Genomic DNA, 13,525 nt, shown 5'->3' with positions numbered 1-13,525 from the left:
CTATCCATTGCTGTCGTCGTGAGCGTCCGGCATCGAACACCGCCCGATCGACGGTTCACCCACCTGCGCTTTATTTCATTGGCCGGTGAATCGCTCTCCCGAGAAACGATGGAATACGATCGCAGGAATCGCGGTCGGTGAGCGATGACGTTCGAAGACGTGGCGATCGTCGGCATCGGCGAGACGGCAAAGCGCCGGCCGGACGATCCCGCCGAACTGCGGAGTCTCGAACGGCTGTACGCGGACGCGACCGCGAGCACGCTCGACTCCGCCGGACTCCAGCACGCGGCGATCGACGGCGTCGGCGTCATTCGGTCGGGGGTCCAAACCCCGGCCAATTTCGTCGGCCACCTCGTCGAGACGCTCGGGTTCGAGAACGTGCGGTGGGCGACTACGGCGGATACCGGCGGGTCGAACGCGGTCTCCCTGTTGCTGCAAGGGGCGCTGGCGATCGACGCCGGCATCGTCGAGACGTTCCTGTGTCTCGGCGCCGACGCGCCCGTCGATCCGACGGCCCCTCCGGCGGGACTGTTCGAGCGCGATCCTCGGGGGTACGTGCGAAACTACATGGACCCGTTCGGCACCCAGGGGCCGAACTCCCGACTCGCCCACGTCCAGACCGTCCACGCGAGCGAGTACGGCACGACGCGCGAACAGCTGGGCCACATCGCCGTCGTCCAGCGACGCCACGCGGCGCTGAATCCCCGCGCGTGGTTCGACGACCCGATCGACCTGGCGGCGTACCTGGACGCGACGCCGATCGCCGATCCGATCGGCCTTTTCGACTGCGTGATCCCGGTCAACGGCGGCTTCGGCGTGCTCCTCGCGTCGGCCGAGCGCGCGTCTGAACTCGACGTCGACCCCGTCGAAATCGCCGGCTTCGGCGAGTGCTCGAACTACGGCGACTCGCGATCGCCGGACGTTACGACGACGGGCGTTACCGTCGCCGGTCGAGCGGCCTACGACCGTGCTGGCGTCGGCCCGGACGCGATCGACTGCTGGCAGGTGTACGACGATTACCCGATCGTCGTCGCGATGCAACTGGAGGACCTCGGACTCTGTGACAAAGGCGATGGCGGGCCGTACGTCGCTGGCACCGACCTCGGGTTCGACGGCGACGTCCCCCTGAACACGTCCGGCGGGCAACTCTCGGCCGGCCAGCCGGGGATGGCGGCCGGCTTCGTCCAGCTCGTCGAGGGGATCCGACAGCTCCGCCGCGACGCCGACGACCGACAGGTTCGGGGGGCGACCCGTGGCGTCGTCACCGGGGCTGGCGGCGTGGCGTACGGGAAAAACCTCCGGCACTGCTCCGTGCTCGTGCTCGAGCGAGGTGATCGGTCGTGACCGACTCGCGACCGCTTCCGTCGCTCGCGGAGGCGTCGTACGCGCGCGAATTTTGGGACGCCGCCAACGAGGGGCGACTGGTCGTTCAGCGGTGTGAGGCGTGTACCACGACGCAGTACTTTCCGCGACCGCGGTGTGGGGCGTGCGGGGGATCGGTCGATTGGGTCGAGGCGTCCGGGCTGGGAACGGTGTACAGCCACGCGGTGATCCGTCGACCGGTTTCGAATCCCGCGTTCCGCGACGAGGTTCCCTACGTCACCGCGTACGTCGAACTCGAGGAGGGACCGCGGCTGTTCACGCGGATCGTCGAGTGCGAGCCCGAAACGGTCGAACGGGGGTTACCGGTGTCGGTCACGTTCGAACGGGTGTCCGAGTCAGTGGTGCTGCCGACGTTCGAACCACGATAGCCCGGCGGTCGACGGATTCGCGTCGTCGGACGGATCGATTCTCACCGGATCGGCCGCGTCGGGGAGCCTATGTGACCCGATCACAAATAGCTCCAGTATGACCGATCGCCCGTCGGTGATCGTCGTCGGTGGCGGACTTGCCGGGCTGGTGGCCGCTCGCCACCTCGCCGCGGGCGGCGCTGACGTGCGGCTCCTGGAGCGGACGAGACGCGTCGGCGGGCGCGTCGCAACCCGCGAACGGGACGGCTACCGGTTCGACCGTGGATTCCAGGTGCTGTTCACCGCTTATCCGGCCGTCCGCCGCGAGCTCGACCTGGACGGGCTCGATCTCCGGCGGTTCACGCCGGGAGCCTGCCTCGCGCGCCCGGGCGGCCGCTCGACCCTCGCCGATCCGCTCCGGGAGCCGAGGGCGCTTCCGGCGACGCTGCGCAACATGGACGTCACCTTCGGTGACAAACTCCGCGTTCTGCGACTCCGGTGGGCGCTCGGGCGGAGGGATTTCCAGGACGTCTTCCAGGGACCCGACGCCGATATCGAAACCTACCTCGCCGACCGCGGCTTTTCGGCCCGCTTCAGGAATCGGTTCGCGGCACCATTCCTCGGCGGGATCACGCTCGACCGCTCGCTCTCGACCTCTGCACGGGTGTTTCGGTACGTCTTCAAGGCCCTGGCCGAGGGTCACACGGCTGTCCCCGCAGCTGGGATGGGTGCGATCCCCGCGCAGCTGGCCGAACGGGCGCGGCGCGCGGGCGCAGCGATCGAGACCGGAACCGCTGTCGACCGCTTAGAGACCGCCGCGGATGCGGTCGACTCCGAAGGCGGCGTCGAACTCTCGATCGGTGGCGAGACCCGCTTCGCGGACGCGGCGGTGGTCGCGACCGAGCCGCCCACCGCTCGCGAGCTGACGGCCGTCGACGCCATCCCGACCGACGGACGAGGCTGTGTCACCCAGTACTACGCGCTCCCGGGCGGCGAATTGGACGTCAGCCGTCGGCTGGTGCTGAACGCCGACCTACCCTCGGAGCGTGGGGAGAGCGAAGCGTGGCCCAACCACGTCGTCCCGCACAGCGCCGTGGCGCCCTCGTACGCGCCGGACGGCGCAGCGCTGGTCAGCGCGACGTACCTGGGCGTCCCCGACGCGACCGACGCGGCCCTCGCCGAGCGGAGCCGCCGCGCGCTCGAATCGTGGTTCCCAGCGCGCCGATTCGACGGCCTCGAACGCCTGCACACGGATCGGATCCCGTTCGCCCAGTTCGACCAGCCGCCGGGGATCCACGACCGGTTGCCCGACGTTCGCGCCCCAGACGGCCCCGTCTACCTCGCCGGTGAGTACACGCGCTGGTCGTCGATCCAGGGGGCGATGGCAAGCGGACAGGACGCGGCGGCCGCGCTGCTGGCGGATCTCGGCTCGGAGTGATAGTCGGCGCCCGCGGCGGTCAGAGGGCGTGTCGGCACTCGTCGAGTGGCGGGAACCAGAGCGTCTCCTCACCGTCGACGTCCCTGACGGCCGGTGAGGCCCCACCGACGCCGGTCACCAGTGGCGACTGGAAGTCCCGGGCGCGGCGCGTGTTGATCGTCGTTCCGCGTGCGAGTTGCGAGAACGCCGGGAGAACGAGTAGGTCGCCGCTTACCGTGGTTTCTGCCGATGGAACGGACAGAAAGCAGGGATACTTTCGCCCGTCGATCGAGAGCGCGGGGTGGTCGTGGCCGATCACGTACAGCGACGGTGGCGAGCCGTCGTCGGATACCCACTCGGTGGGCGGTCGTTCGTGACCGTGACAGACGACGGTTTCCTCGTCGTCGAGCTGGTACGCGGCTGCGGTCTCGCCGTCGAACGCTTCGTCGAGGACGCTATCGTGATTGCCCGGCGTACAGACGAGCGACGCCTCGGCGTCGGTGACGACTCGCTCGATCTCGGCGACCGTCTCGCGAACGCCGTCCGGGATCCACGAGAACGAGTGGAGCAGATCGCCGGCGATCACGACCGTCTGCGGGTCGAACCGATCGAGGAGGGACTCCAGACGTCCGACGGGGTCGTCGGCGGCGTCGATCGGCGCGTCGACGGCGGACGTCGCCCCGCGCCCGAGGTGAACGTCTGCGAGGACGAGCGTCTCGGCGGGCTGGACGTAGACGGCGCGTTCGGCGAACGACAGGGGGTGTCCCCCTGCTGGGGTCATCACCAGCCGTCAGTCACCCGCGACCTTGCCCGTTTCGGAGTCGGGGCCGAGCACCTCGCCGAGGTCGTACTCGGTCCCGGTCAGGACGAACAGCACCTCTTCTAACGGCTCGACGACCTCGGGGACGATCCTGACGACGATGTAGGCGATCCCGACGAGGGCGATCACCGCGCCCGGCTGGAAGATGACGTTATGTGAGATCAGGAACGAGGTGCGTTCGGGAACGGCGCCCATCCACTCGGTTGCGAGGTAGACGAAGAAGTCCTGTTGGAACCAGCCGTACGGCGTGGCGAGCGAGATGAAGACGTTGCGGACGAGGTTCAGGAACCAGATGATCCCGACGGCGACGACGAAGCCCGCCGCTTTGCGACGCAGCGGCGCGCGAACGGCGGCGATGAGGCCGCCGAAGATGGCCATGCTCCCGATGCCGGTACACGCGAGCACGATGTAGGTCGTCCGTCCGGTGGGGACGGTGTCGGTGTCGAAGGCGAACCGGCTGTGGTAGCCGTTGCCGCCGGTTTCGAGGCCCGGACTCTCCGCGACGATGTCCATCGCGAGGTGGGTCTGGTACGCGGTCGTCTCGATGAGCCACTGGCGGGCGAGCGGGATCGTCTCGACTGGCAGGTAGATGATCCCCATGACGGCGACGGCCCGGACGAGGATGAGCATCGACTCCCGGCCCTGGAACAGGAGGTACGCGGCGTACAGACACAGCGGGAACGCTGCGAGGGCGAGCATCGTCTCGAGCGGGCTCTGCATCTCCGTCCAGTAGTAGGGGACCATCGCCAGCCAGAAGCTCCCGAAGAGGACGCTGGCGACGGCACCAACGTAGCGGGCGGCGTCGATCTCGTCACGCCACTCCAGGATGATCGCGACGAGGAACGCGCCGATCGAGATCCACGCGAGGTAGTCGACGGGCCCCATCGTCGCGTCCGCAGCCGAAAGCGGGAGTTGCGGGATTGACTCGACCATGCCGGCGACTGCGGTCACGCTGTGTCCGCCGGCCGCGAGCATCGAGTCCGGGTTAGTCACGGGTACTGATGAATCTCTGGGACGGTCGCACTATCAACTTGACGCACTGGACCGGACGGAGCCGGGTTCGTGGCTGGCCGCCTACATTTTTGTGGGTTCGGGCGAACAGTCGCCCGTGACGGTACTGTTCCCGGACCGACTCGAGACCGACCGTCTCCGGCTCGACGTCGTGGACCCGGCGTCGACGGACGCGTCCGAGCACTACGAGGCGTTCGCGGACGATCCAGACCCGGAGACGGTCTACGAGTACGTGCTGGTCTCGGAGCCGACCACACCCGACGAATCCCGCGTCTTCGTCGAAAACGCCGGCTCGAACCGGGACGACGCCGACGCGGTCACCTACGCGATCTACCTGACGGGTGACGAACCGATGGCAGGCACCCTCGCCGGAACGGCGACTCTGTTCGTCGAGTGGGACCGTGAGGCGGCGTCCTCCGCGATCGTCCTGCGAAAACCGTTCTGGGGACGGGGCTACTCCGGCGAGCGGGCAGGTGCACTGCTCGGGCTGGCGTTCGATCGACTCGACCTGGCTCACTTCGGGGTGTCCTGCGTCGCCGGGAACGACCGGTCGAAACGCGCGATCGAGAAATACGTCGGCGCACACGGCGGGCGGTACGACGGCCGATTGCGTCACGCCCACGCGATCGATGGGGAGCCGGTCGATCTCCACTGGTTCTCGATCTCCCGGAGCGAGTACCTGGCTGCAACCGCCGACGTCGACTGACCGACGGTCGACACCAACGTTTATTCTGTCTGTCGAGAAACGACGTTCGCACGTGTTCGACCGATGACCGACCTCTTCCCCGATACGATTCACACCGATCGGCTCCGGCTGAACGTCGTCACGCCGGAGACGGTCGACCTCTTCGAGTTCTACGACCACGCCGGCACCGATCCCGATATCGAGGAAATCACGCGGTATCTTACCTGGGAGCCCCACGAGACGCCGAAGGCGACGCTCGAGTTCGTCGAGCACGTCGGCGAGCAGTATGGGTCCGGTGAGGGAGCGACGTACACGATCCGCCCCCTCGAAAGCGAGGGCGGCGCCGACGAGTTCGCTGGCGTCGCCGGGTTCACCGTCGACTGGGACCGCAAGACGATGACCCTCGGCACCTGGCTCCGGAAGCCGTTCTGGGGCCGGGGCTACTCCGGCGAGCGCGCCGCGGCGATGATGCAACTGGCGTTCGACCGCCTTGATCTCGACATGGTCGCGGTCACCGCCCACGTCGACAACGAGAAATCGAATCGGGCGATCGAGAGATACGTGACGGCCCACGGCGGGCGGAAAGAGGGAACGCTTCGCAACTGGGACACCTTTGGCGACGATCACGTCGACGTCGTTCGATACACCGTTTCGAGCGACGAGTGGGCGGCCAACTGCGACGACGCAGTCGCCGACTTCGACGGCTTCTGAGGCGACCGGTCAGACTCGTTACTCTGCGAGTTCTCCAAGCGCCGAGAGCGTCCGCTCTCTGTCCGCCTCGTCCATTTCGTCGACAAACGTGACCTGGACCGCGTCCACGCCGTCGATGGCCGCGTAATCGGCCACCCACTCGCGAACCTCGTCCGGCGTCCCCGTCGCGGCGAGTTCGTCGAGCAGGTCGTCCGGCAACGCGTTCGCCATCGCGTCGGTGTCCCGCTCTGTCCAGGCGTCTCTGATCGCCTCGACGACGTCCGGATAACCCTGTTCGGCGACGGACTTGCCGTAGAATGGGCCGTACGCGCCGAGCATGAACGCGACGGCGGATCGGGCGAGCGATCGGGCCCGGTCGGGATCGTCGTCGACGACGCACCTGACGATCGGCGCGACGCGGACGTCGTCGATCGTTCGATCACCCAGGTTTGCACCCCGGCGAAGATCCTCGAGGCGGGTCTCCAGGCCGTCGCGGGTGAACAGCTGGGGCAGCCACCCGTCGCCGAATCGTCCCGCGAGCTCCGTCGCCGTTGGTCCCAGCGTGGCCAGGTCGATGGCCGGTGGGCGTTCTGGGAGACCCCGCTCGTAGGAGAGACCGTCGATGTCGATCACGTCACCGTGATAGGCCGAGGTTCCCTCGGTCGAAATCGTCCGGACGAGCTCGACAGTCTCGCGGAGTCGACGCAGCGGGCGGTCGAACGAGCGGCCGTGCCAGCGCTCGGTGATCGCGGGCGAACTTGGCCCGAGGCCGAGTCGGAATCGTCCGTCCGACGTGTCGGCGAGCGTCAGCGCGGTCTGGGCCAGCAGCGCCGGTGACCGTCCGTACGGCGACAGCACCGCCGTCCCGATGTCGATCTCGTCGGTTCGGTCGGCGATCAGCGAGAGCCCCGGGACGACGTTCCAGCCGGTCGTCTCGCCCACCGTGACCGTCCGGTAGCCGAGTTCCTCCGCGCTGGCGGCGCGCTCGGCGACCGCCTGTGGCCGATCGTACTGGGAGACGTCGAGAAACCAGTCCAGCTCGGGCATCGACCGTGAACGGAACGGCGAGGATAATAACGATGGCTGTTCGAACCCCGCGGGCGGCTGGTTGCTACCGACGAGGACTCCGGTCGATCAGAACGGGAGGCTCACGACGAGCAAGAGTCCCGCCAGGACGACGAGGCCGAGCCAGCCGAAGAAGATCGCAACCGCCTGTTTTCCAGTCAGCGCTTCTCCGTCCAGTACTTCCGCGAGTGACATTACGGAATCGGAGGGGCCGACGAAGCGTACTGGTTTCGCTGATTCCCACAGTACGAGAATCGGTGAACCACTTGCAGGGTCCCTTCACGAAGCGATGTCACTGTTCTAGGCTGACGAACGGGTGGGCGGGTAGACTGGACGTTACGAATGTGGATCGTCAGGAGGACTGGCACCGCGGACGAGCAGTGCGACCCCGACCGCGATGCCGGACAGAACCATGCCGATTCCGAGGATGGCGAGCGGCCCCTCGACGACGGCTGCTGTGGCGAGTCCAACGAGTAGCGCGAGGGCGGCGAGCCCACCCAGCGCGATCGTTTCGGGTCCGATCGCGTCACCAACGCGATCGAGCGGGCCGTCGGTCGATCGGTCGTCTGTCGCGGGCGTCGCGAGCTGCTCGTCGACATCGACGCGGTTGTCGTCACCGACGCCACCGGTCAGCGTGACGTCGATCGCCGTCGAGTTGGCGCCGAATCGCGTTTCGACCGAGAGCGACCCGGACAGCGGTCCGTCGTGTCCGTGGACCGAAATCGGCACGGTGACGGTCTCGTCGGCCTCGACGTACGTATTCGGGCGCTGTACAGTGAGTGTGTCGGCGAGTGTCGACCCTGGGCTGACGTAGAGGTGAACCGGGTCGCCGTGGTTTTCGACGGTCAGCTCGAACGCACGGTCGGTCGAGAGTGTCGACTGGCCGACGTCGATCGTCCCGTGTCCGGACCGGTTGAGGTAAACGCTGATCGACTCGGGCACGTGTGTGACACCTCAGGCGGGTGTCTCTTCTCGCATGTCCGGTGGCAGGAGGTTCGGAATCCCGTCCTCGATCGGATACCGTTCGCCGCACTCGGTGCAGACGAGCGTCCCGGATTCGACGTCGTCGTCACCGACTGCGTCCTCGAGTTCGAGGTCGTGTTTGTCGAGCGGACAGCAGAGAACGTCGAGCAGTGACTCCTTCATGGCTGATATCCGGTTGGGGGAGGCCAAAAGGTTTCGGGAACGCCACGTGTCTCCGTTCAGCAATCGAGGCCCAATCACTGGTCGACTCACGAACCGTCGGGATTCAATTCGGTTCTGATGACAGTCCGTTCGTCAACGGACGCGGGTGATATTTATTACACATCCCCGATAATACAGCTTCAGATGGCGGACGGAACTGCGACGGAAGCGATCGAGGGCGTCTCTCACTCCGGGTTGGCCGATCGAGTGACACGACTGCGTACGCTCGCGGACTCGATCGATGCCTGTGAGTCCGCAGACGAACTCTACGAACGGTGTGTCACCCCTGATGGGCACGTCCTCGACTTCGACGCGGCGATCGTCGCAACCGTGGAGGCGGACGTCTTCGTTCCGCGGGCCGCCTACACGACACAGCTCCGGCCAACGGAGCCGCTGGCCGACGATGGGGGTATCGCCGGCGCCACGCTCGCGTCCGGGACGACGACTGTCGTCGACGACGTTCGAACCGAGGCCGCTGCCAACCCGACCGGCCCGTACCGGTCGGCCCTCTCGATCCCGTTCGGCGAGGATGTCCTGCAATTTCACCACCACGAACCCGGCGCGTTCTCCCAGGTCGATCGGGAATTCGGTGAACTCTTCGTCTCGATCGCGACCAGCGCCCTCGATCGGATCAGGTACGAACGAGCGCGCGATCGAGAACGCGACCAGTTCGCGGCACTCTTCGAGAACGTTCCCGACGCGGCGCTGTCCTACCGCGTCGAAGACGGCGTCAAGACGATCCAGGCCGTCAACTCCGCGTTCGTCAGCGTCTTTGGCGTTACCGGTGAAGACGTCGTCGACGAACCCGTCTCGTCGGTCGTTCGCCCGTCGGCGACCGACTCGGTTTCGGAACCGCACTCGACTGGCGAAATCGGTCGTCGGGCCGACGTCGAAGTGACCAGACAGACCGTCGATGGACCGCGTCCGTTTCTGCTCCGTAACGTCCCGATGCGATCGGACGACGAAGTGACCCGCGGCTACCTGATCTACACCGATCTCGAGGCGCTCAAAGCCCGCGAACGAGAACTCGAACGAAAGAACGAGCGCCTCGATCAGTTCGCTAGCATGGTGAGCCACGACCTGCGAAACCCACTCAACGTCGCCGCCGGCTACCTCGACCTCGCACGGGAGGAACACGACTGTGCTGAGCTTCGCTCGATCGAACAGGCACACCGCCGAATGGAGCGACTCATCGAGGACCTGCTGTCGCTCGCGCGGGCCGGTGATACCGTCGACGAGGTCCAGCCCGTCCACCTCGGAACCGTCGCCAGAGAGGCCTGGGACAACGTCTCGACGACCGACGCCCAAATCGAGATCGACGGCGACGCCATCGTCGAGGCCGACCCCGGGCAACTGTTGGGACTTCTCGAGAACCTCTTTCGAAACAGTGTCGAGCACGGCTCGACAAGCAGTCAGGGCGGTTCCCGCCCTGACGACAGTGTGGAACATGGTTCCACGAGCAGTCGGCCAAAGGTCGACGACAGTGTCGAGCACGGCTCGACGTGCCAGTCGACGACCATCGAATCCCCAGCGACGGGCAATCACCCTGCGACGGACGACCACCCGTCGACGGACGATGGGGCGGATACCGCCGTCTCGGTCCGGCTCGGCTCCACACCGGACGGCTTCTTCGTCGCGGACGACGGGCCGGGTATTCCACCCGAAGACCGCGAGCGGATCTTCGAATCCGGCTACACGACGGCCGAGGAGAACACCGGACTCGGCCTTGCGATCGTCGACCAGATACGGGAGGCACACGACTGGGACGCGACCGTCGGCGTCGGGGTCGACGGCGGGGCTCGATTCGACTTCGTCACCGGTGAGCCGTCGTTCGACCTGACCGACACCGAAACGGGCGAATCATCGTCCGATTCGATCGATACCGAAACCGACGAGTCGTCGTTCGATTCGACCGACACTGGAGTCGGTGAGTCGCCATGACCGAGATGGCGGCCAGCGATCGACTGATCGACGAGTCCGACAGCCCCGTCGATATCGAACTGCAGGGAACGAGCCTTCGAGCGACGGATACTGCCGGAAACGTCTTTACCTGTGACCTCACCGGATTCAGTGAACTCTCGTGGGCCCACTCGTTCGAGGAACCGATCGACGCGACGCTCTCCGGGCGCGTCTCCGAGTTGCGATGTGATCTCAGGAACGCGATCGCGCTCGAACGTCGTGACGCCCCGCTCCGCTTCGTGAATCGGGACGAACCGATCGAGGGCGAACACTTCGACATCGGATTCGAAGACGACGTCACCGTCCGATTGCCGGCCGGTGAGTACTACTGCCGGTACGACTGTGAAATATTCACACGGATCCGATTCGACGGTGAGGCGCGGATCCGAAATCGGTCCCACGGCGAACTCTCGATCACCTTCCCGCACCCGACCCCACTGACTATCGGATTCAAGTCGACCGTCGAGGTTCCGCGAAACCGTCTCACGATCGAACCGACGACGGCCGGTCTCGCGACGGCGATCACGAATCTGTCCGCTGCACTCAGGACCACGGGTCCCTCACGTGTCCACCGGAGTCATCGGGCCTACCCACCGCTGGTACGCGTCGGCGACGAGACGGTCGTTCCCGAGTCGGTGCGTGAAAGTCGACCGGAGACGGGACTCGACCTGCTCGTTCCCGACACGATCGACGCGATCTACACCGCCGCCCCGGTCGCGTACTTCCTGGGGGCACGAGTCGTCCCAACGTCGGACCGGTCCCCGCGGCTCGTCGCCGAGGCGGCCGACTTCTCGTTCCAGATCCCGACCGACCCCTCGCTCGCTACCGGGATCACCACGGTACTCAGACGGACGTTCTTCCTCGACCTGTTGGTCGATTGGATTCAACCCGACGCCCCGACGCTCGCCGAACACACCCAACTAGCGGAGGCGGGTATCGACCTTGAACCCTGTCGGGATCGCTCGCTCGCCGGACGCGTCGCCACCTATCTCGACCTCCCAGCGGATCCCGTCGACGATATCCTTCCCGGCTGGCCGTACCGGATGACGATGGCCGCCGACCCGTCGTACGCTCCCGCACTACCGCACCTGTGTTACGATCTGGCGGCGATCGACACGCCCCAGACGAGTCAGGGTCACGGGACCTCAGCCCCCGTCGAGTCGAAGCCACCTCACCAGGCGCTGCTCGACACGCAGCCACTGCACGGAACTGTCGGCAGCGTCGATCGGGAGGCCGACTTCGAGGCCAGGCTTGCGGCCTACGAGAACCGGATCCGCTCGCTCGAACGCGGAACCGAACGAACGTCGGTCGTGGTCGCGACCGGCCCGTCGGTCGACCCTGCGCTCGGTGCGGAACTCGCGGCGGCCTACACCGATCGCGAGGAGACCGTCCCGACGACAGTCGAGACGCTCGCCCAGCCGACGCGGGACACACTTCGCCGAGCGCTCACCGACGGCGCCGAGTTTTTCCACTACGTCGGCACGTGTACGGACGGTCTCGGCTGTCTGGACGGCCCCCTCGATCCGAACTCGCTCTCCGGGATCGATCCCACGGTCGTTCAACTGGACGGTTCCGGGGCACGATCGGTGGCAGACGCGTTCGTGACTGCCGGCGCCGTCGCCGTCGCCAGCCGTGACCGGGTGCACGAGGGACGGGCGGGATCGCGGCTCGGAACGCTCCTCCTGTACGGTCAGAGCGTCGCGACGGCCGCTCAGTGTAGCCAACTCGTCGACTTCGATCCGACGCTCTCCGTCGTCGGTGACGGGGCCCACCGCTACGTGGCGAAGTGGAAACCGACCGGCATTCAGACGATCTCGGCGCACGCTGGGGACTCCCTCGAAGTGACCGTCGTCCCGTTCTCCGTCGATCCCGTGGGCGCCCACTGGCGACCCGACTACGACTCCCGCATCCACCTCATGCCGGCGGCCTACTCGTACGACGTCGAGGCGAGCGCGTACAGCCAGCACTTCCTCCACAACAATCAGCCGGTCCTGCTCGACGACGGGTTGTATTTGCCGGACGAACAACGCCGGTTGCTGTATCCGATCGTGTGAGTTCGGCCCGTCAGTTGGTATCCCGACGTCTCGGGAGGCCACTCGATGGCGAGCGTTTCGTGGTGAATTTCGGTCGATCGGATCGATATCTCTCGGCCACGGAGGACTCAGACTGATCGGATCGACCCGGAAAAACGAGGGCGTGGCTCAGGCGAACGGATCGGACCGAACGACGGTCTGGTCCCGGCCGGGGCCGACGCCGACGGCATAGATCGGGACATCGAGTTCGTCCTCGATGTAGGTGAGGTACGTCCGCGCAGCCCCCGGCAGGCCCTCCCAGCCTTCGGCTGCGACGGCGTCCCAGTCGACGTCCGGCCAGCCCTCGAACGTCCTGAGGGTGGCCTCACACCGGCCCCACTGCTCCGTCGTGGGCGGCATCACGTCGCGTTCGACGGTGTCGCCGTCGCGGGTCGTCATCGTGTACGTGTGACCGACCGCGACCTCGTCGAGGCCGGCGAGCGTGTCGACGTGGTTGACGACGATCCCGGTGAACCCGCTCGTCCGGGCTGCGTGGCGCAACATCGGCATATCGAGCCAGCCGACGCGGCGGGGTCGGCCAGTTACGGTGCCGTACTCGCCGCCCTCGTCGCGGATCCAGGTCGCCAGTTCTTCCTCGTCGTCTGGCGCGGAGCCGGGTTCGTACGCCGGCGTCTGTCCCTCGACGCCGCCCAGTTCGGTCGGGAGTGGACCGGTTCCAACTCGTGAGAGGTAGGCTTTCACGATCCCGACGACCTCGCCGTCGCCGACGACCGAGGGGGCGACGCCGGCGCCGACGGCGACCCCGCCGGCGGTCGGGTTCGAGGACGTGACGTACGGGTAGACGCCGTAATCGATGTCGAGCGCCGTCCCCTGTGCGCCTTCGAACATGATCTCCTCGTCGTTGTCGAGGCTGTCTCTTATACACATCTC

14 protein-coding genes are annotated in these 13,525 nt (G+C 66.6%); 7 read left to right on the top strand and 7 right to left on the bottom strand.

The annotated features are described in order from the left end of the window. Nucleotides 1-144 precede the first annotated feature (144 nt). From C479_RS04880 to C479_RS04870, 3 genes are all read left to right on the top strand, one after another. Nucleotides 145-1,344 carry a thiolase family protein gene (locus C479_RS04880; RefSeq protein ID WP_007698759.1) on the top strand — a complete coding sequence of 400 codons (1,200 nt, stop codon included), beginning with the start codon at nt 145-147 and terminating at the stop codon, nt 1,342-1,344. Further along, nucleotides 1,341-1,751, top strand: coding sequence for a Zn-ribbon domain-containing OB-fold protein (locus C479_RS04875; protein ID WP_007698758.1), 411 nt, complete (start codon nt 1,341-1,343; stop codon nt 1,749-1,751). The genes C479_RS04880 and C479_RS04875 overlap by 4 nt, the downstream gene beginning before the upstream one ends. A gap of 97 nt (nt 1,752-1,848) precedes the next feature. Beyond that, nucleotides 1,849-3,168 carry an NAD(P)/FAD-dependent oxidoreductase gene (locus C479_RS04870; RefSeq protein WP_007698757.1) on the top strand — a complete coding sequence of 440 codons (1,320 nt, stop codon included), beginning with the start codon at nt 1,849-1,851 and terminating at the stop codon, nt 3,166-3,168. Nucleotides 3,169-3,187: 19 nt separating this feature from the next. Here C479_RS04870 and C479_RS04865 read toward each other — a convergent pair whose 3' ends face one another. Together C479_RS04865 and artA are read right to left on the bottom strand one after the other, a co-directional pair. Continuing rightward, nucleotides 3,188-3,928, bottom strand: coding sequence for a metallophosphoesterase (locus C479_RS04865; protein ID WP_007698745.1), 741 nt, complete (start codon nt 3,926-3,928; stop codon nt 3,188-3,190). 9 nt (nt 3,929-3,937) lie between these two features. Then, nucleotides 3,938-4,942 (bottom strand): archaeosortase A, encoded by a 1,005-nt coding sequence (artA, locus tag C479_RS04860; RefSeq protein WP_049907090.1) that lies wholly within the window; start codon nt 4,940-4,942, stop codon nt 3,938-3,940. A gap of 133 nt (nt 4,943-5,075) precedes the next feature. On the opposite strand from artA, the gene C479_RS04855 reads away from it, so the two are divergent. Both C479_RS04855 and C479_RS04850 read left to right on the top strand, forming a co-directional pair. Next, on the top strand, nt 5,076-5,684 hold the full coding sequence (locus C479_RS04855) for a GNAT family N-acetyltransferase (RefSeq protein ID WP_152415811.1): 609 nt from the start codon (nt 5,076-5,078) through the stop codon (nt 5,682-5,684). Between the two features lie 63 nt (nt 5,685-5,747). Then, nucleotides 5,748-6,374, top strand: a complete 627-nt coding sequence (locus C479_RS04850; RefSeq protein ID WP_007698728.1) for a GNAT family N-acetyltransferase — start codon at nt 5,748-5,750, stop codon at nt 6,372-6,374. Between the two features lie 18 nt (nt 6,375-6,392). On the opposite strand, the gene C479_RS04845 is transcribed toward C479_RS04850, so the two are convergent. The 4 genes from C479_RS04845 to C479_RS04835 all read right to left on the bottom strand — a co-directional run bounded on the left by C479_RS04845 (nt 6,393) and on the right by C479_RS04835 (nt 8,564). Beyond that, the gene (locus tag C479_RS04845) at nt 6,393-7,400 is read right to left on the bottom strand and encodes a TIGR04024 family LLM class F420-dependent oxidoreductase (RefSeq protein WP_007698725.1); all 1,008 of its coding nucleotides are present in this window, start codon (nt 7,398-7,400) and stop codon (nt 6,393-6,395) included. 87 nt (nt 7,401-7,487) lie between these two features. Then, nucleotides 7,488-7,613, bottom strand: a complete 126-nt coding sequence (locus tag C479_RS16885) for a hypothetical protein (protein ID WP_275039658.1) — start codon at nt 7,611-7,613, stop codon at nt 7,488-7,490. 141 nt (nt 7,614-7,754) lie between these two features. Next, nucleotides 7,755-8,360, bottom strand: coding sequence for a DUF7524 family protein (locus tag C479_RS04840; RefSeq protein WP_007698722.1), 606 nt, complete (start codon nt 8,358-8,360; stop codon nt 7,755-7,757). A gap of 12 nt (nt 8,361-8,372) precedes the next feature. Further along, complete coding sequence (locus C479_RS04835) at nt 8,373-8,564, bottom strand: methytransferase partner Trm112 (RefSeq protein WP_007698719.1); 192 nt, start codon at nt 8,562-8,564, stop codon at nt 8,373-8,375. 183 nt (nt 8,565-8,747) lie between these two features. Here C479_RS04835 and C479_RS04830 point away from each other — a divergent pair, with 183 nt between their 5' ends. Next, complete coding sequence (locus C479_RS04830; RefSeq protein WP_007698716.1) at nt 8,748-10,544, top strand: sensor histidine kinase; 1,797 nt, start codon at nt 8,748-8,750, stop codon at nt 10,542-10,544. Then, complete coding sequence (locus C479_RS04825) at nt 10,541-12,616, top strand: hypothetical protein (protein WP_007698714.1); 2,076 nt, start codon at nt 10,541-10,543, stop codon at nt 12,614-12,616. Before C479_RS04830 ends, C479_RS04825 begins: the two co-directional genes overlap by 4 nt. A 147-nt stretch (nt 12,617-12,763) precedes the next feature. On the opposite strand, the gene C479_RS04820 is transcribed toward C479_RS04825, so the two are convergent. Next, on the bottom strand, nt 12,764-13,525 hold a 762-nt coding region (locus C479_RS04820; RefSeq protein WP_007698711.1), incomplete at its 5' end, for an adenylosuccinate synthetase.

It is taken from the genome of Halovivax asiaticus JCM 14624 (genome assembly GCF_000337515.1).
GTDB lineage: Archaea > Halobacteriota > Halobacteria > Halobacteriales > Natrialbaceae > Halovivax > Halovivax asiaticus.
The sequence above is the reverse complement of the archived record's forward strand: the minus strand, read 5'-3'. Positions and strand labels throughout refer to the sequence as shown.